This window comes from Bacillus sp. FSL R7-0166 (genome assembly GCF_038008935.1).
Lineage (GTDB): Bacteria > Bacillota > Bacilli > Bacillales > Bacillaceae > Bacillus > Bacillus altitudinis.
In genome coordinates this window covers 404,384-423,919 of sequence record NZ_JBBPAC010000001.1, presented here as the reverse complement: position 1 = coordinate 423,919, position 19,536 = coordinate 404,384, and the positions used below count along the sequence as shown (strand labels likewise).

13 protein-coding genes are annotated in these 19,536 nt (G+C 43.8%); 7 read left to right on the top strand and 6 right to left on the bottom strand.

Annotated features, from left to right (window positions below; translation table 11 throughout):
* Nucleotides 1-31 precede the first annotated feature (31 nt).
* Both NST01_RS02055 and NST01_RS02050 read right to left on the bottom strand, forming a co-directional pair.
* Nucleotides 32-1,465, bottom strand: a complete 1,434-nt coding sequence (locus tag NST01_RS02055; protein WP_008347282.1) for an amino acid permease — start codon at nt 1,463-1,465, stop codon at nt 32-34.
* Between the two features lie 288 nt (nt 1,466-1,753).
* Nucleotides 1,754-2,374, bottom strand: a complete 621-nt coding sequence (locus NST01_RS02050; protein WP_025206736.1) for a dienelactone hydrolase family protein — start codon at nt 2,372-2,374, stop codon at nt 1,754-1,756.
* Nucleotides 2,375-2,735: 361 nt separating this feature from the next.
* Between NST01_RS02050 and tcyA the strand changes: the two genes are divergently transcribed.
* The 5 genes from tcyA to NST01_RS02025 all read left to right on the top strand — a co-directional run bounded on the left by tcyA (nt 2,736) and on the right by NST01_RS02025 (nt 6,449).
* Nucleotides 2,736-3,551 (top strand): cystine ABC transporter substrate-binding lipoprotein TcyA, encoded by an 816-nt coding sequence (tcyA, locus tag NST01_RS02045; RefSeq protein ID WP_007498178.1) that lies wholly within the window; start codon nt 2,736-2,738, stop codon nt 3,549-3,551.
* Nucleotides 3,538-4,230, top strand: coding sequence for an amino acid ABC transporter permease (locus NST01_RS02040; RefSeq protein WP_017366604.1), 693 nt, complete (start codon nt 3,538-3,540; stop codon nt 4,228-4,230). The genes tcyA and NST01_RS02040 overlap by 14 nt, the downstream gene beginning before the upstream one ends.
* A 12-nt stretch (nt 4,231-4,242) precedes the next feature.
* Nucleotides 4,243-4,986 carry an amino acid ABC transporter ATP-binding protein gene (locus NST01_RS02035; protein ID WP_007498183.1) on the top strand — a complete coding sequence of 248 codons (744 nt, stop codon included), beginning with the start codon at nt 4,243-4,245 and terminating at the stop codon, nt 4,984-4,986.
* Nucleotides 4,987-5,128: 142 nt separating this feature from the next.
* On the top strand, nt 5,129-5,773 hold the full coding sequence (locus tag NST01_RS02030) for a YczE/YyaS/YitT family protein (RefSeq protein WP_007498187.1): 645 nt from the start codon (nt 5,129-5,131) through the stop codon (nt 5,771-5,773).
* Between the two features lie 85 nt (nt 5,774-5,858).
* Nucleotides 5,859-6,449 carry a hypothetical protein gene (locus NST01_RS02025; RefSeq protein WP_341041405.1) on the top strand — a complete coding sequence of 197 codons (591 nt, stop codon included), beginning with the start codon at nt 5,859-5,861 and terminating at the stop codon, nt 6,447-6,449.
* A 25-nt stretch (nt 6,450-6,474) separates the two neighbouring features.
* Here NST01_RS02025 and NST01_RS02020 read toward each other — a convergent pair whose 3' ends face one another.
* The gene (locus NST01_RS02020) at nt 6,475-7,335 is read right to left on the bottom strand and encodes an effector binding domain-containing protein (protein ID WP_284564878.1); all 861 of its coding nucleotides are present in this window, start codon (nt 7,333-7,335) and stop codon (nt 6,475-6,477) included.
* A gap of 143 nt (nt 7,336-7,478) precedes the next feature.
* Here NST01_RS02020 and NST01_RS02015 point away from each other — a divergent pair, with 143 nt between their 5' ends.
* Nucleotides 7,479-8,180, top strand: a complete 702-nt coding sequence (locus NST01_RS02015; protein ID WP_035390484.1) for a 4'-phosphopantetheinyl transferase family protein — start codon at nt 7,479-7,481, stop codon at nt 8,178-8,180.
* On the opposite strand, the gene NST01_RS02010 is transcribed toward NST01_RS02015, so the two are convergent.
* Nucleotides 8,167-9,504 carry an aminotransferase-like domain-containing protein gene (locus NST01_RS02010; protein ID WP_135226887.1) on the bottom strand — a complete coding sequence of 446 codons (1,338 nt, stop codon included), beginning with the start codon at nt 9,502-9,504 and terminating at the stop codon, nt 8,167-8,169. The two genes, NST01_RS02015 and NST01_RS02010, sit on opposite strands and share 14 nt — an antisense overlap.
* Before the next feature lie 131 nt (nt 9,505-9,635).
* Here NST01_RS02010 and NST01_RS02005 point away from each other — a divergent pair, with 131 nt between their 5' ends.
* The gene (locus NST01_RS02005) at nt 9,636-10,550 is read left to right on the top strand and encodes a DMT family transporter (protein ID WP_135226888.1); all 915 of its coding nucleotides are present in this window, start codon (nt 9,636-9,638) and stop codon (nt 10,548-10,550) included.
* A 38-nt stretch (nt 10,551-10,588) separates the two neighbouring features.
* Here NST01_RS02005 and NST01_RS02000 read toward each other — a convergent pair whose 3' ends face one another.
* Nucleotides 10,589-11,329, bottom strand: coding sequence for a thioesterase II family protein (locus tag NST01_RS02000; RefSeq protein WP_100325552.1), 741 nt, complete (start codon nt 11,327-11,329; stop codon nt 10,589-10,591).
* Nucleotides 11,330-11,335: 6 nt separating this feature from the next.
* Nucleotides 11,336-19,534: a non-ribosomal peptide synthetase gene (locus tag NST01_RS01995; RefSeq protein ID WP_098680847.1), complete on the bottom strand. Its 8,199-nt coding sequence runs from the start codon at nt 19,532-19,534 to the stop codon at nt 11,336-11,338.
* Between the last annotated feature and the right edge of the window lie 2 nt (nt 19,535-19,536).

Genomic DNA, 19,536 nt, shown 5'->3' with positions numbered 1-19,536 from the left:
CCTCCCAAATGGGAAGGCTTCTTTTTTTGAATTAAAACCGAATCTCATCATCTCCGTGGATTTGCAGCTGGAGCGGTTCACTTTTCACCTGATGTTTTTTCACATAGCGGTGATAGACAACATATCCAATGATCATGAGCGGTACGCCGACATACAGCCCAATCCGCTGCTCCGCATCAAAGGCAAGACTGATTAGCACAATCGAATTCAGCGTGATCGCAATGATCGGCAGTACCGGATAAAGAGGGGTTTTAAATTTTAGGTTTTCCAGCTTTCCGCCTGCTTTCAAATATCTTCTGCGGAAAAGCAGCTGTGATAATGTAATCGTAATCCAGCCGGTTTGGGCACTCATGCCCGCAATAGACACGATCCAAGCAAATACCGTTTTCTCTGCAAAGAACCCGGATAATAACGAAATCCCTGTAAACAGGAAGGTGAGCAGTAAGGCATTCATCGGAATACCGCGCTGATTGACTCGTCTAAACGCCTTCCCTGCCATTCCTTCCTTCGACAAAGAGTACAGCATTCTCGTAGAGGCATATAGGCCAGAGTTCGCCACAGATAATAAAGCAATGATAATGACAAAGTTCATGATATCTGCCGCATAAGGAATGCCCGTTCTCTCAAACACAGTGACAAATGGGCTTTGCAGCACACTCGCTTCTTTCCAAGGCACCATACCCGCTAAGACAAAAATAGATAAAACGAAAAAGACAAGGGTACGCCATACCGTCTGATGAATCGAGCGAGGCACGGTTTTCTCCGGATTTTCACTTTCTCCTGCCGCAATCCCGATCAGCTCCGTCCCTTGAAACGAAAAATTCACCGTGATCATCGTGACGACAACGGCCAGCAAGCCATTCGGAAACAGACCGTCACTCACAAAATGACTAAAGTAAGGAGCTGGTTCCCCGCTCGTCGTTTGAATAAAACCAAACATCGCCGCTCCGCCTACGCCAATAAATAGTAAGATGGCAACAATCTTAATGGTTGAAAAGAAAAACTCCGACTCCCCGAACGCTTTCGCTGATCTGGCATTTAATAAGAACAAACACAGCCCAAATATGAGACACCAAATCCACACATCCACTTGTGGAAGCCAGCGTCTCATCAGCTGCCCTGCTGATAAAAATTCCAGCGCCACAGTAGCTGCCCAGCCAAGCCAATAAATCCAGCCAACAGCAAATCCCGCTGCAGGACTCACAAATTTCGTCGCATACGTATGAAACGACCCCGACACAGGAAGCGCGACTGACAGCTCTCCAAGACACAGCATGGTTAAATACATAATCAATCCGCCCACTATATAGGAAAGAACAGCTCCAACTGGCCCTGCTTGTCCAATCGTATAGCCTGTTCCAAGGAAAAAGCCTGTCCCAATGACACCGCCAAGAGAAATCATAAATAAATGGCGGGAGGTCATCGCCCTTTTCAATTGTTCGGGCTGATTTTGTCCAACATCCACAATGATGCCCTCCTTCTTCTAAGATGTTCTGTTATCAAAACATGTCTCCATGTGATTATTCCATTTTCAAAACAACCTACTAATTATACATCTTTTATAATAAATATGCTTCCTTCTATCGTCACTGTTTCAAAGTCTTTATTTTAGTAATGTTCGCACAACTATACGGTGATTCTGATCATTTGATAGGATGCCATATATCCAAAAGAATTGCACGAAAAAACCAGCATGCAAACTTACATGACACACTGGTTTCATTTCCCTCTATTCGAGTCTCATTTCAAACAGTCATGAGTCATTTTCCTTTTGTAGACACTCTTTGATAAAACCATCTATATCTTGAAAGCAGCGATTTTTAGATTCAGCGTGAAAAGTCGTAGAATCTGGATTGGCGAACCCATGCTGCCCCTTTACTATTTTCACGCAAAGCTTTTCCTTTTTCTCCAAAACATTCGCAACCTCTCGAGGGTTAAAAGATGCTTCAACTTCCGGGAAAAATAACAGCATATTGCAGGTAGGCGTCATATCGAGAAAATCTCTTATCCTTGAACCATAAAATCCAATGACTCCGGTAAACAACTGATCATATTGGCTGCATTGCCAAGCAATTGTTGCCCCCACACTAAAACCTATCAGACATATGTCTCTCTCTGCATTTTTCGTTTTTAACTCTTTTGCCACATTCAATACGATCTTTACCGATTCATCAAAACCAACTTTATTCATAAAGTAGTCATATGCCTCATTCTCACTGGCATAAGGGAAGTGTTTAGCCTGTCCTAATAAATGAGGACAATAAACCTCAAAACCAGCTTTGTCAAAATGATCGATCATACTCTTCATATGATCATTTATTCCGTATATTTCGTGTACTAAAATCATGACGGGTTTTTGTTTCGATGTATGCAAATGATCACACTTCCCTTTTATTCCGTTTGTTCACTGGAGGATCGTGTACTTTAAAAAGTCATTTAAGTCGACTGATCAACACTCACATAAACTTCTTTCGATGTGAAAATCATAGCATATTTTGCCATTAAGTAGTCTATCTCACATTCTCATCAATCGAACTCTCTTCATCATCGTTTGAGAATGCGTTTGGTTTTATCCACCTTTTGTTTTGGGTATAGTTCTATCGTTTATCCGTTCAACCAGTTCAAGGCATAAAGTTGGTGAGATTCGCTCAAGCTAGTTTCAAATGCTTTACTTTTAGGTTGCTTCTCTGTAAGATCATATGTTGTAAATACCAACAAGAAAAGTGGGGAATAAAATGAAAAAAATGTTCTTTGCCATTATTTTAGGCGCTTGTGTTGCATTGATCACAGCATGTGGATCAGCTGCAAACGACAGCGCAAATAAACAATCTGGGTCTAAGGAATCAGGTGACCTTTGGAAGTCCATTCAGGATAAAGGCGTATTAACCATCGGTACAGAAGGTACATATGCTCCTTTCACCTTCCATGACAAAAAGACAGATAAATTAACTGGCTATGATGTCGAGGTCATCACAGAAGTCGCAAAACGTCTTGACTTAAAACCAGAATTCAAAGAAACACAATGGGACAGCATGTTTGCTGGTCTGAATTCAAAACGTTTTGATGTGGTAGCGAACCAAGTTGGTAAAACTGGACGTGAAAATCAATATGATTTCTCTGATAAATACACAACGTCTCAAGCCATTGTTGTGACAAAATCAGATAACAATGACATCAAGAAACTTTCTGATGTGAAAGGCAAAAAAGCAGCGCAATCATTAACAAGTAACTATAACAAATTAGCTACAGATGCTGGCGCTAAAATTGAAGGGGTTGAAGGTCTTGCACAATCCATTCAATTGATTCAGCAAGGGCGTGCTGATTTGACGTTCAATGATAAATTAGCTGTCTTGAATTACTTGAAAACAAGCGGTAACAAAAACCTAAAAGTTGCATTTGAAACAGGAGATCCACAAGAAACGTATTTTGCCTTCAGAAAAGGCAGCGGCGAAGTCGTTGACAAAGTGAATGGCGCATTAAAAGAAATGAAGAAAGACGGTACACTTGCTAAGATTTCTAAGAAATGGTTTGGTGAAGATGTTACAAAGTAATACCCTAGGAGTCGTCATTCCTTGGGATCTTCTTCAGCAATCTTTTTGGCCAATGGTGATGCAGGGGATTTATTATACAATCCCCCTTGCCATCATTGCCTTCATTATTGGTCTTTTTATCGCGCTTGTGACAGCTCTTGCTAGAATGTCTAAAATCAAAGCCCTCAGATGGATTTTCTCCATCTATGTGTCGGCCGTTCGCGGAACGCCGCTTTTTGTGCAATTGTTTATTATTTTCTATTTCTTTCCGACATTTAATATCACACTTGATCCATATCCAAGTGCTATCATCGCTTTTTCTTTAAACGTAGGTGCGTATGCTTCGGAAATTATCCGTGCATCCGTCCTATCTGTTCCAAAAGGACAATGGGAAGCGGGGTATTCGATTGGGATGACCCATCGCAAAACGCTCGTCCGCGTGATTTTACCGCAGGCAGTGCGTGTATCGATTCCGCCGCTGTCTAATTCTTTCATTAGTTTGGTGAAGGATACATCGCTTGCCTCCCAAATCCTCGTGGCAGAGATGTTCCGTAAATCACAGGAAATTGCTGCGGCGAACTTGGATCAAATTTTATTTATTTATATGGAAGCAGCCCTGATCTATTGGGTATTCTGCTTCATTCTATCGCTCGTTCAACACCAAATTGAAAAACGACTTGATCGATATGTCGCAAGGTAAGGAGGGAACGACATGCTAACAGTCAAAGGCTTAAACAAATCCTTTGGTGAAAATGAGATTTTAAAGTCGATTGATTTTACGATCAACAAAGGGCAGGTTGTGGCGATTCTTGGTCCATCAGGTTCAGGAAAAACAACGATGCTTCGCTGTTTAAATGCACTTGAAATTCCAAATGCCGGCTCCTTTACCTTCGATGATTTCTCGATTGATTTTTCTAAAAAAAATAAACAAGCTGATTTGCTCAAGCTTCGCCGGAAGTCAGGCATGGTGTTTCAAGATTATCATCTGTTCCCACATCGCACTGTTCTTGAGAATGTGATGGAAGGTCCAGTCCAAGTCCAGCGCCGTCCGAAAGAAGCGGTGCGAAAAGAAGCGATTCAGCTCCTGCAAAAGGTAGGACTTGAGGATAAAAAAGATTTGTATCCCTTCCAGCTGTCAGGCGGTCAAAAGCAACGTGTCGGCATTGCCCGAGCACTTGCCATTCAGCCAGAGCTTATGCTTTTTGATGAACCAACCTCTGCGCTTGACCCTGAACTTGTAGGAGAAGTCTTAAAGGTCATGAAGGATCTAGCGAAAGAAGGCTGGACGATGGCGGTTGTCACACATGAAATCAAGTTTGCCCAAGAAGTGGCGGACGAAGTGATTTTTATTGATGGCGGCGTCATCGTCGAACAAGGTCCTCCTGAAGAAATCTTCAAACGACCAAAGGAAGAACGAACAAAACAATTCTTAAATCGGATTTTGAATCCAGTATGATCAAAAAGGCTGTTCTCATCATGTGAGAACAGCCTTTTTTTACCTCTTTCAAAGTAAGCGATTACATTAAGCAAAGCCATTTAAAGGGGCGTGCGAGTATGTTACGATTGAAATCGAGTGTTTAAGAAAGAAGGGAAAGCTTTTGAAGCGGGAACATCTTTTACGTTGGTTTTTTTATTTTGTTGGATTAATTGTACTTGCTTTTGGACTATCGCTGACAGTGAAGGGAAAGATCCTTGGCATTGGTCCGTGGGACGCTTTTCATTATGGACTGTTTCAGCATTTTGGTTTAACCATTGGACAATGGTCGATCATTATTGGTGCACTGATTGTGACACTGACATCTGTTTTCACGAAATCTTTTCCAAAGATCGGCGCCCTGCTCAATATGGTGCTGATTGGCGTGTTTATTGATTTCTTTAATGCAGTATTACCTGCACCACATGGGTATTTACCTGCTTTATATGTATTTATTACGGGCGTGATTGTGTCTGGGTATGGCGTTGGCATTTATGTCTCAGCTAATCTTGGCGCTGGGCCAAGGGATTCATTAATGTTGCTCATCTCAGCAAAAACGGGGCTGAACGTACAGTGGGTTCGAAATGGTATTGAGTTAACCGTGCTCCTATTTGCATGGATGCTCGGCGGCCCGATTGGCATTGGAACGATTCTGACGGCCATCTTTACTGGACTCGTCCTTCGCTTTTCATTGCCACAATCGACACGGCTCTTGCAACTGCTCATTACAAAAACAGCGGAGAAACCTGTTCAAACCCTTACCCGATAAGAACAAGCCATTCTACTAAATGAATGGCTTGTTTTGTGCTAAACTAAATAGACGCAATATTCTTAAAACAGGAGATGATCCTCTGATGCAGCTTTTCCATTATCATTACTGGACACCATTTGTTGAGGAGACAGAGAAGGCGTACACCTCATTAGGCTTTGAAGTAAAAGGGCGTTTCGCAAAGGAAGGTTCCTTTCCCCCTCCGCTTACATGGGATGATTTTAGAAAGAAGAAGCCCTCTTTCCGAATCATTGAGATGAGAAAGGGACAGATCAATATCACATTTGGTTATAGTAAAAAAGTCCTTTTTGATCACATCGGCTTTATAGTGACTGATGATGAATATGATCATTTGCTGGTACAAGCGCAAAAGAGAAACTGGGCAATCCAGACCGGGGAGCGAAGAACGTTTCTTTCTACACCTATGCGCTTAAGGCTTGAATTGCAGCGGCGGACAGATGTGATTGAAACTGGTGAAGAAGCAATTGCCGAGATGACGATCGCAGTACCTGATTTGACTCATACACCTGCGGTAAATCAGTTGCTGGACGGTCTGACACAACCTATTCATTGGAAAAAGGGAGAACGTCTCTCTTTACTTGAAGTGAAGATGATGGATTCTCATGGGATGAATACGACCGATCCAAACGGTGTTCACGTCCTCACACAAGGATAAAAAGCAGCGAGATACGCTGCCTTTTTTATGATTGTTTACGGATTGGAATCCAAATCAATGTCACATGATCTGGAGAATTTATCTCTCCATCTAAAGGATACGTTTCCATCTCCATTCCCCCAGCATGCTCATATCCTGAGGCAGGAAACCATTCTGTGAAAATACGTGTCCATGTTGAATGCACAGCGGTTTCGACAGGCCCCTTTGACTGAAATACAGCCCACGTACTGGCCGGAATCTGCTCGACTGTCATGGTCGAATCTGGTTCTTCCTCACCTTGCTCAATCCCAATGATATAGTCAAATGTTTCAAGCGTTTCATCAAAATGCGCACATACACCGATATATCCGAGTTCTCCAGCTGCATGAGCCAGTGAATCCGTCCATCCTTCTTGATTGACACGCTTCCAAAAGGCGGGAATATCCTGTTTGTTTTGGCTATTCTTTGTTGTTGTCTTTAGTCTTCTGCCCATGATTAAAAATGAATCCTTTTCCACAATTCGATAATGCATCGGTTCGACTCCTTTTATTTGAAGTTCGAAGGAGAGACGGGGGTAGGCTTTCACTGTATACTCGCCTGTTTTCACTGCTGCCGGTGTATATCCATGATGCCGCTTGAAGGCTTTCGCAAACGACTCTGGGGTTTCATAGCCATACTTCACCGCCGCATCAATGACTTTCACTTGCTTGGTCATGAATTCTTCTGCCGCAAGGGTTAATCGTCTTTTACGAATATATTCTGCTACTGCAATTCCCGTCAGCATATGGAATAGCCGCTGATAATGAAATTTAGACATACAGGCGGCCTCTGCCACTTCTTCGATCTGCAAAGGCTGATCCAGCCTCTCTTCCATATAATTGATACTATCCATGATCAAGTGAATCATTTTTCCCTCTCCTTCCTTTTCCACTATATCGAGAACCGCCCGCACCTTCCTGTCATTTTGTGCTTTCATTGAACAGGATGTCTGTTTCTCTTTTGCATGTGTTCATCCAATGGTACAATAAATGTAAAAAATTGAGGTCCGTTATGAAGATTTTCGCTATTCAATTACAACCTTTAGATGATAAAAATGCACGAAACCAAATAGAACAGCTGAAGCCTTTTGTGTCACTTGAAAAACGCGCCGCCGCTGAGCGCTTTCGTTTTTTGATCGATGCAAGAAGAACGCTTTTAGGTGAGGTACTGATTCGTCACATCATTCATGAGATGTACGCACTGCCTATGGAACAGATCATTTTTGAAACAGAAGGGAATGGAAAGCCTGTTGTCCGGCAAATTCCTTCTTTTCATTTTAATCTTTCTCACTCTGGTGATTGGGTCGTGGGCGCAGTAGATGATGCGCCTGTTGGCATTGATATTGAAGAGATTAAACCGATTGATTTAGCCATTGCCAAACGATTTTTTTCAGCTGACGAATATCAAGATTTACTATCACAGCCGGCAGACCAGCAGGAAGCCTATTTCTTTCATTTATGGTCCATGAAGGAGGCTTTTATCAAGCTGACAGGGAAGGGAATATCCTATGGTCTTTCATCCTTTACCGCTCGCTTGTCAGAGGATGGACAGGCTACTTTGAGATTACCTGATCACGAAGCCCCTTGCGTTGTCCAAACATATTCACTTGATCCTGCCTACCAAATGGCGGTTTGTACAAGAAAACCCGCTGCGGCTGAGCACGTCGAGATACTCACTTGTGAGAACATGCTGTCACGCCTTAATAACGTGTAATTTGTTGAAGTGATGACTTTAGCAAATCGACGCCTCGTGCGATTTCCTCTTCTTTTACATGCCAAATGTTCAGTTGAAGTATAGGATCCTTTTGATAAGTAGAAATGAAATGGCGGTCGATCGGCTGAACCATCACAGAAGCCTTTTTTAGCTGCTGAATGAGCTGATTCATCGGAATGGACCGGTCGACACGAACGTGGGTATGAGTAGCTGGCTCCTCTTCTCCCAGCTCATAAGCACCTTGATCATTTTTCAAACAGGCCACAAGTTGTTTGGATCGAGCTCTATAGGTCGCCTGCATCCTTTCTCTATGACGCTCAAACATCCCGCTTTTCAAATAAATTTCTAAAGCAGCCTGTGAGAGCATCGAGCTGTCGATATCAATCAGCCGTTTATGTTCACTAAAGGGGCCAATCAGCTCGTTTGGTAAGACGACAGCACCTGTTCTAAGCCCCGGAAAAATGATTTTTGAGAAGCTTTTTAAATAAATGACCTTCCCCGCCTGATCATATGAATAGATCGGGTCTCTTTTTGTATCGAATTCTAAATCAGCCAAATAATCGTCTTCAACGATGTAGACATCATATGCTTCCGCAAGGGCTGCAATCGCTATTTTTTCTTGTTTCGACAGACTCGTTCCAAGCGGGTTTTGAAATCTTGGCATCGTATAGAAAAAGCGAATATCATCCTCTCGGAAGATACGCTCCAATTCCTGAAGATCGAGTCCTTTTTCCGTCCGCTGGATTCCCCGGACAGGTAGCTGGTTTTTCTCTAAGTATTGGAGGAATAGGTGATAGCCTGGCTGTTCGACCAATATGGTCTGTTTTCCATTCGGAAACGGGATGGTGCTTAAAATCGATAAAGCCAGCTGAATACCAGAAGTCATGACGATCTGTTCTGGAGAAGCAAACACTTGATAATCCGTTAAACGCTTTGAAATGATTGGCAGTAAAGATGGTAATCCATTGGTGGTCCCATAGATAAATAAATCATTTTGATACAGATCAATCGCTTGATTGATGCAATGCTGAAAATCGACATACGGAAACACAATGGGATCAGGCGCAGAGGAAGCAAAATCAATCCATGTGCTGCCCTTCTTAACGGCTGACTGATTGGTTTTCACGACAAAATAGCCACTTCTTTCTACAGAGTACAGCAAGTGTTCACGCTCTAATGTGTCTAGTGCTTTTATGACAGTGCTTTTGCTCACAGCATATTGAGCCGCTAAGTGACGAATGGATGGAATTTTCATTCCAGCATTGTATTCACCGCTCTCGATTTTGTTTTTTATATTCAACACAAGGTGATCATATTTCCTCACAGCACTACCCTCCTTGTACCGGTACAGATATCAATAACTCTTATTGTACACTTTACTTGATCCGTTTACGATAAAAAGACAGAACCGGTCAATTCAACTGAAGCATGCATGCTCGTGTAAGGAGAATTCAGATGGATATGTCAAAACAAAAAGCGTATGCTGCTTCGATCGCATACGCCTGTATTATTGGTTTTTCATTCTTGTTTGTCAAAGTAGCCTTAGCATCAGCGAATCCAATTGATGTATTGGCACACCGATTTACTGTTTCTTTCGCAGCGGCTCTTTTGTTATTTCCATTTTTACGAAAAAAGTATCGTTTTTCCATTCAATGGCGTGATCTCATTTACATTGTGCCATTTTCCTTGCTTTATCCTGTGTTGTTTTTTGCATTTCAAGTGTGGGGGCTGATGTTTACCTCTTCATCAGAGGCCGGCATTATTCAGGCGACCATCCCTATTTTGACAATGGTGCTTGCAGCATGGTGTTTAAAGGAACGTCCTACCTCGATCCAGGTGCTGTTTACCATTCTTTCTGTGTCCGGGGTGATGCTCCTCTTTGTGGTGAAGGGAATTGATGTGAAACATTCTCATCTCATTGGTTATGTGCTGATCTTACTTTCAGCCTTATCATCCAGTGCCTATAGCGTATTTGCCAGGATGATGACACGGCGATTCCATGTCATTGAACTGACTTTCGTGATGACATTCTTTGGATTTGTCTTCTTTAATGCTGCTGCTCTCATTCGGCACTCGGTAAATACTACACTACCGCAGTTTTTCAGTCCGTTTACGCAGCCATCCTTTGTATGGTCTATGCTCTTTTTAGGCATTCTCTCATCACTGCTCACAGCGTATTTATCAAACTATGCTCTTTCCCACCTTGAAGCAGCAAAGGTGAGTATCTTTAACAACCTTTCTGCTTTCATTACCATTGCCGCTGGCGTGCTTATTTTACATGAAACGATTGATATGGTTCACCTCATCGGGGCTGTGCTCGTCATTGGCGGAGTGATTGGCGGGAATGTGGTGAGGAAGGGGAATTCATAAAGAAAACGGCCCTCGTTTGACGGGGCCGTTGTTTTCTTTTATTGGCTGATGAATTGCCTTTTTGTTGTCTGCTCAATGACATGCCTCATATGTTCTGCGAACTGCTCGAGGTGTGTGTTGATATACATGTGCCCTCCTTCGAAATCAGTACGTTCGATGGCGTTTGCCCATGTTAGCCAGCCGTCTGCGTCTTCCATGCATTTCTTATCTTGCTTTCCGTTCAATAAATAAACGGGTGATTCGATGATTGTTTTGTCTGTGTGCTGGAAGGATTCTAATGCTTGATAGTCGGCACGTAAGGATGGTGTAAAGTAATCCATCATTGGCTTGTTCTCTAACAATTCTTTTGGAATCCCGCCCATTTCAGCGATATGCTGAACAAATGCTTCATTCGATAAATGGGTCAATATTTGTCTTTTTGTTTGCGGTGGCTGAATGGCAGAAATGACAACCGCTGCCGGATCGATGCCTTCCCTTTCTAGCAACTGAGTCAGCCTGTACACCACAAGTCCGCCCATGGAATGTCCGAACAAAATAAATGGACGGTTTAATTTGCCTGTCAGTCCTTCTTTATACAATTCAGCCAGCCGGTCAATGCTTGTTTCAAGCGGCATGAGGTTCGTTCCATGACCCGGAGGCTCTGCTGCTGTCACTTCGGCCGTGTCCTTCAGCTGTTCAAAGAGCGGACGGTAAGAGGCGGAATATCCGCCTGCAAAAGGAAAACAAATAAGCTGAATCAGATCTGATTTTTTTTCAAAGGTTTTAAATAATTGGTTCATACGTCCTTACCCCTTTACGATCGTTTCAAGAATCTGCGCAAGTTGATCTGCCTGCGGTCTTTTCATCATGGTCACATGGTCGCCTTTTATCTGAAAATACGAGCACGTTTCTCTCGTGTAAGCTTCCCAATCGGCAAATTTCTTCTGGAAATCTGTGGCGTGATCGCTGCTTTGTATAATATAAAACGGCACAGAGAATGGGTCTTTTTCTAATTCAATGGCTTGTGACATGATGGTATTATGTGTCTGCATTTGCAAGTATTTATCTAAATAGTGATCATTCATAAATTGATGAACGACTTCATCCTTTTCTGCTTCTTTGAGGATTTTCTGCTTCACTTCTTGGAAGCTGAGCCCTTGTAATGCTTCTGGTTTGATGCCGACGAGGTTCCCCATACCTAGGACGAGGGCCAGCATTTTCACTTCTTCTTCGTTCATATCGGCATGAAGCGCTTGATCTGCCTCATCTCTTAATACCGGAACCGTATCTAAAATGATCAATCCTTTTGGCGCTTTTCCTGCATGACAGAGTCTCTGATTCATTCCGTAAGCAAGATGTCCGCCCATGGAATGTCCTGCCAAATAATCAATGCCTGGTCGATAGAATGTCTCAATGGCTTCAATAAAAATGGTGACAAGCTCTGTATAATGAAGGAATTGTGGTTCTTCATCCTCATACAAGCCTGGAGACTGCAAGGCGTAAACAGCTCCTTCATGTGTCATGAGCTTGGCCACATCGATATACCCCATCACCGTTCCACCAGCAGGCGGTGCAAAGAAAATTCTCGGTTCAGCCGGATCCCCTTTTTTCAACTCGATCACATAGTCTTTCGGCGCTCTTTCGACAGGCTCGCCTGTTTCTGGCACTGTGTCCAAATATGCCGCTAACTGTGCTGGCGCTGGGTGCATGAAAATCCATTTCGGATCAACACGGACACCTTTTTCTTTTAATTTGGCAACGGCTTGAATACTCATAATGGAATCTCCACCTAAATCAAAGAATGAATCATGAATTCCTACTCGTTTGACACCAAGCACTTCACTGAAAGCTGTCACAATCAGCTGCTGTGTTTCTGTTGCCGGTTGATCGTCTTCATGTGAGGATGAGACTGCGTCTGTCGGCTCCGGCAGTGCTTTTTGATCGACCTTCCCATTTGTTGTGACAGGAATTGCGTCAAGTACGATAAAGTAACTTGGAATCATATAGCCTGGCAGGCTTTCCTGTAAAAATGCTTTCCATCCGGGAACAGGCTCTCCCCCATCTATGACAAGGTAAGCTGCCAGCCGTTTTGAGCTGCCGTACGTTTTAGCAATGACGGTACATTCTTTTACTTGTGGGTGTTTGAGCAGGGCTGTCTCGATTTCTCCACATTCAATTCGGTAGCCTCTAATTTTGACCAAGTTGTCTTTTCGGCCAAGGTATTCAATACTGCCATCAGACCGCCATTTCCCTAGGTCACCGGAACGATACAGTTTGTCCCCTTTTAATGCCGGGAATGGATTGTCAATAAACCGCTCCTTCGTGCGCTCTGGGTCATGCAGATATCCTTTTGCCAGCCCTGTTCCGCCGATATAGATTTCTCCTTTGACGCCTGTTGGTACTGGATTGAGATGATCATCAAGTATGACAACCGTTGAGTTGGCGACTGGCACACCGATTGGCACTGATCTTGCATCCTCCGGTACGTGTGTGACTTGATAAGTGGTCGCTAATGTTGTGTTTTCTGTTGGACCGTAAGCATTGATCAGCACACCCTTCATATGTGGCAATGCCTTTCGTGCATGCTCACTAGACATGGCTTCTCCGCCAACGAGTAATGTACGGTATCCAGCCACACTTTTTGGATCATGCTCAATCAGCCGGTTGAATAATGCAGTTGGCAAACAGTTGGCTGTGACTTGATGCGTTTTGATTAAACGAGTTAATTCGTCCATATTTAGAGCAGCATATTTCGGGATCAGAACCAGCTGACCGCCACTTAGCAGCATTCCCCATAATTCAAAGGTAAAGGCATCAAATGCATAGTTAGACAGCTGAAGCATTTTATCTTCTGAACCAAGCTCAATATAGTTTGTTTCTTTCACTAAGCGGACCACACCTGCATGAGGAAGCATCACGCCTTTTGGTGTGCCTGTTGAGCCTGAAGTGTAGTTCACATAGGCAAGCTGGTCTTCTCCTACAATCGATTTTTCCCTTTGATACACTGCGTCTGTTTCTGGTAACGGCTTGTCCATTTCAATCTTTGTGCCGCTCAGACCGTCTAAACGATTGATCAGATGCGACTGGGTTAAGATGATATCGCTTTGTGTATCGCGAACGATCAGACCGATGCGGGCATCTGGATACTCAGGTGACATCGGTACATAAGCAGCACCCGACTTGACGATCCCTAGAACTGAGACCATCATGTCAAACGAACGATCAAACAGCATCGGGACAAGTGAACCGGGTCCAACGCCCTTTAACTGTAAATAGGCAGCCAGTTTTGTCGCCTTCTCGTCTAAATCTTGATACGTCATATGCTCTTCCATATAAGATACAGCAATCCGGTGCGGATCACGCTGCACTTGTTCTTCAAATAGTTCTTGCAGCGTACGCTTTGGATAAGGCGTGTCGGTTTGATTTTTTCCTATGATCATGGCATTCTGTTCTGTTTTGTCCATGACGCAAAAGTCAGCGAATGTCCGTTCAGGCTGAGCCGTCATGCCATCTAACAAATTGAGATAATAATTCATCATACGGTGGATCGTTTCTTGCTCAAATAAATCCGTATTATATTCCACATGGATAGACAGCTTGTCCTCCTGCTTAAATACATGCAAGGTGAGATCAAATTTAGAGACGGTATGATGGACCATCACTTGTTCCGATGTCAGTCCTTTTAGGTTGATATCCAGCGAATCAGTGACATACCCCATGGCGACTTGGAAGATCGGTGAACGACTTAGGTCTCTATCCATTGAAAGGTCATCCACAAGCTTGTCGAATGGATAATGCTGATGCTCAAAAGCTTTTAACGTCATTTCTTTCACCTTTGCCAGTAAATCGGTAAAGGTATCGGCTTTTGAAACGTCCTGTCTCAGCGCCAATGTATTGACAAACATGCCGACGAGCTTCTCTGATTGTTCGACATCACGCCCAGCGATCGGCGATCCAACAATGACATCTGTTTGTCCAGACAACTTGTGAAGCAGGACATAATAGGCTGACAACATCGTCATAAATAGTGTTGTCCCTTGCTGCCTCGACAAGGCATTTAAACGACGAACAAGCGGTTCATCTATCACGATTTGCTCTGTAGCCCCATTAAATGTTTGAACCGGCGGACGAGGACGGTCAAACGGGAGCTCTAATACCGGCAACTCTCCTTGTAACGTTTCTAGCCAATAGCTCTGAGCCTCATGGTGGTTCTTTAATTGCTCATTCTCCCAATGAACATAATCGGTCCATTCAATCTCAAGTACAGGTAGCTCAGGCGTTTTCTCTGATAATAGCGCACCATACACGACTTCTAATTCTTGAATAAGCAGGCTGAGCGACCATGCATCGGAAATGATATGATGCTGCGCACAAAGCAAGTAATATTCCTCTTTCCCCATATCAACAATTGTCCACTGTGCAAGCGGTCCACGTTCTAAGTCATAGATGCGGTTCGCCTCTTGCTGAATCAGCTGTTCCAATCTTCTCACTCTTGTTTTTTCATTAAATAATGAGAAATTCGCAACGGTTACTGATGGCGGAAGATCTTCACGGATGACTTGAACCGGCTTGCCGCCAATGGTTTGAAATGTTGCGCGCAGTGCTTCATGACGTTTTGTTAAGAGACCGATCGCTTTTGTTAACGTTTGGATGTGTAATTGGCCCATCAGCTTCCAAGCACCTAATATATTGTAATGATGGCTCTTTTCTAATGTAGATAAGAACCAAATTCGCTTTTGAGCATGTGACAGCTCATAGCTTGTTCGTTTTTCCAGCTTTGGAATGCTGGCTTCCTGAATGGCTGGTGCTCCATTGATGTCATCGACCATTTGTGCCAAGTGTGCCAGATTCTTGCTTTCAAACAATATTTTTAGCGGTGCCTTTATTGAAAACTCATGATTAATACGAGAAATCGTTTGAGTGGCCTTTAATGAATGTCCACCAAGATCAAAGAATTGATCCTCTTTGTACACACGATCGACTTCTAAAATATCCTCCCATATGGCCGCAAGCACCTGCTCTGTCTTCGTTTCTGGCAATTGCTTTTCAAACGGCTGTGCGTGTTTGTGATGGAACTGTTTGAGGGCTTCGTGATCAATAGAGCCATCTTGTTTTTTCGGTATATCTTCCACTTGCCTGATGTCCCATTTCCCCTCTATGATGTCTGTGATCTTGTCAGCATCCACTTCTTTGCCTGATTGCACCGTATAGTACAGTTTCTTTTCAAAAAGCGGCATTGGTGCTGGTTGAAGATGTTCAGCGATTTCTTGATTCGCCCCATCTAGGCCGATAAATAGATGCGCTTCATTCAGCCGAACACCTAGACATAATGAATGGAGCCCTTGTTTTTTTCCAATCAATTGAAAGCCCTTGCGAACGGTTAGCGCAGCCCCAGTATGTCCCTTAGACAAACCAAGATTATCCCACATACTGAAATTCAACGAAATCGCTCTTCTTCCCTCATGATAGGTAAGGGCATGTGCGAGTCCATCTAAAAAGCTGTTTGCAGCAGAATATGCACCAAATGTTGTGCCGCCAAAATAGCCATTCACTGATCCAAAAAAGACGAGTGGAACTGACGGGTCATGCTTGAAGGCTTCTTGTAGCACCCAAGCACCATCTGCCTTCCCTGAAAGTTCTTTGACGAAATCTTCTTCTGTCGTATGAGCCAGTGTGTACGTATCCACATGCTGAAAGTGCTCAGATACATTGCCAGCACCGGCTAAATGAAGCGCTCCTCGGATCGACTGTCCGAAATGCTTTTCTGCTTCATAAATCGCCTGCTCGACGTCACATAAATTCGTCACATCGGCTTGTACATAAAGGACGTCTCCCAGACCTTTAAGCTGTGAGAATGACGCCTCTTTTTCTCTGTCTTCTTCAAGGGATGTCCGTCCAATTAACACGAGCTTCAAGCCAAATTGGAGCATTTGCTTAGACAGTTCAAATCCAATACCGCCAAGCCCGCCAGTCAGCAAGTACAAGCCTTCATATTCTAAAAACCCTTCTGTCTGAGGTGCCGTCATCATATTCACTTTTTCCAGCTTTGGTACGAGGCGCTGGCCATGCCGGTAAGACACTTCTGCTTTCAAATGAATCGCACCTAGTTCGTCCGCAATATGCTTGGCATCCTGTTCCACATTCTCCGCTTCAATATCAAGGTGAGACACTTCTGCCCCTTCCCATTCTTGCGGGATGGTTTTTAATAATCCGGCAAGAGACGTTTTCTCCACATGAAGCTCATCTTGCGGTTTCACCAATTGACCACCTTTTGTGACAACAACGAGACGCATCGGCTCTTTATTTTCTTGTCTCAATGCTTGATACAAATACAAAATGGATTGGCTGGTGCTTGCATTCAGTTCTTTGAACTGCGCAGGGCTCGCAATCATCTCCTTGTCTGACACATTCCACAAGTGAAGCATACGGTCAATTTTTAATTCATCGGCTTCAAGCGCCGCCACAAGCCTGACGTAATCCCCCTTGATTCGAGGGTTCATCTGATACATCCCTTTTGACAGGCGTAAAAATTCATGACCCTTTTTCACAGAAACATAAGGCAGGTTCATTTGTTCAAATTGTGTATAAAGCGATTGATAAAGCCCTTTTTCATCCTCAAATACGAGTACATGATCAGTGGAGACTGGCTGAGATGGACCGATATTCTCTTTTACCCAAATACGTTTAAAGAACCAATCTGGGAGGGTTTGTTCATTTTCCGAAGCAAGATCAAGTGCACGTTCAATGTCATGAAACACCCCATCTTTCAGTGCCGCACCTAGTTGGGCACGTTGGATTTTTCCGCTTTCTGTTTTCGGAAATTGGTCTTTTTTCACCGGAATGATGTGGTCAGGTTCGATTCCCATTTTGCGAATGATGCTCTCTCTAATCTGCTGAATCATTGTGATTTGATCCTCTATCGAATCCTTCTGCGTGACAAAAAAGACGGCGAGTGTGTCATTACTTGATTCGGGATTGTAAATGCCGTACGCAGCGGCAAAGGTGACTTCAACCCCCTCAACCTCTTCCACAACGGCTTCAATTTCGTAATTCAAATAGTTCGCGCCGTTGATGACGATGATATCCTTTTCCCGCCCTGTGAGGACTAGGCGCCCTTCATGAATAAATCCTAAATCTCCTGTATGAAACCAGCCGTTTTCTGCAAATACTTCTTCATTCGCTTCCTCATTTTGATAGTAGCCCATCATAATCGTTGGACTCTTCACCTGCAAGCGGCCGACTTGATCTTCTGGCAGCACATGGTGATGCTCATCAACAATCCGAATCCATACAGATGGGATGGGTGCACCAACTTCTGTAAAGGTCATCTTGTGCGGATGATCGTGCGTCACATATTGAATCTCACTTGTTAATGAGGTCTGATCAATGGTCAGTTGTCCATCCTGATCATCATGACGCATGAATTCTTTTGACTGGACAATGGCTGATGATGTTTCTGACATGCCATAAGCCGGCACCATCGCATGGCGGCTTAATCCGTGCTCACCCATGATGTGCATGAAACGCTGCGTCACTTTAGGAACAACTGCTTCGGCGGCGTTCATGATATAAGTCAAGGTGGAGAGATCCCAGCTCCCTTTGCGAATGTCGTCTTCATATTCATTCATCATCGCAAAGGCAAAGTTTGGCGCCCACGTCCTTGTGACACCGTATCTTTCTACCCAATCCAGCCACACCATCGGACGTTCGATAAATTGGTCAATGGATGGACTAATTTGCTGGCAGCCGAGGTACACATCATGGACATGAAACATGACAATGCCCCCTACATGATCAAGCGGCATCCAGTTCATTGATACATCCTCATGCGTGAAACCATTTGCCTGCTCAAAGGAAATGATTCTAGATAAAATGCTTTGATGGTTGTGCCGGATACACTTTGGCACACCCGTACTTCCTGAGGACAGCAGCTGAAGCACAGGCTCATCCGGCTCTGGTTCATAATGCTGTTCATCTGGATCACAGGCAAGTAATGTTTCGATTGTTAAAATCGGAATCGCTTTTGATTCAAACGTTTTACGTAGCCCTGCAATGTCCTCAGCACTCGCTTCGTTTGTAATAATGAATGGCTCATTTTGCAGCTGAAACACGCCCTTGAGCTTGTTCACGCCTTGATTCATTTCATCATACACAGGCGGTACAGAGACTGGGGTTGGAATGATTCCACCGAGAATACAGCCCCAGAATACCGTGATAAAATCTTGATGGTCTTTCAATTGAAGCAGCACTTGATCGCCGTTTGAAAGTCCGGCTGCCCTTAATCCAGATAGGACACGTTCCGCTCCTGTGAGCAATTCCGGGTAAGTCTGGATCACCTCATGACCGCCTTCTTTGAGATACGTGACTCCGCGATTTGGTGACATAAAGGCGGCTCGGATCAGTACCTCTGTCAATGTGACTGGTGTACCTGGTTTTCTGATCACATCACCTCCATAAACAAGAGCTGGTGGTTTTTCTTGTACGGAGGATTGTATGGTTTGGCTGACTTCATCTTTTGAAAACGATTCGTTTCCATTTGTACGCTGTCTATCCGGGAAGAGGTCATCTAAATGATAAGGTGTTTGTTTTTCTGTCTGACTCTCTATCAAAACAGCTGCTTCCTCTACTCCATCTATGGCTTTCGTGCGCTCTTCTATCTTTCTTCGTTCCTCTTCATCTAGTACATCAATGGCAAGCAGCGCCTCGGTATCGACCGCTCCACTTTCTTTTCGCGGCAAGGAAGGGACGAGGACGAGTGCGGCTGGCACTTCATCAGGATGAAGCGGGCCTTTCATCAAATCCTCTCTTGTCAGCGAAGGGTCCTTCGCCTGTGCAAAAAGCACAAGCGATAGGCCTCCTTCTTGATTTTTCTTCGGGATGAGCGCACATTCCTTTAGTGGAAAGTGAAGCATGAAGACTTTCTCTAATGCTTTGAGATCGATTCGTTTTCCATTGATCCTGACAATATGATTTGCTGCATTTCCTTTTCGTCTACTAACTAGCATTC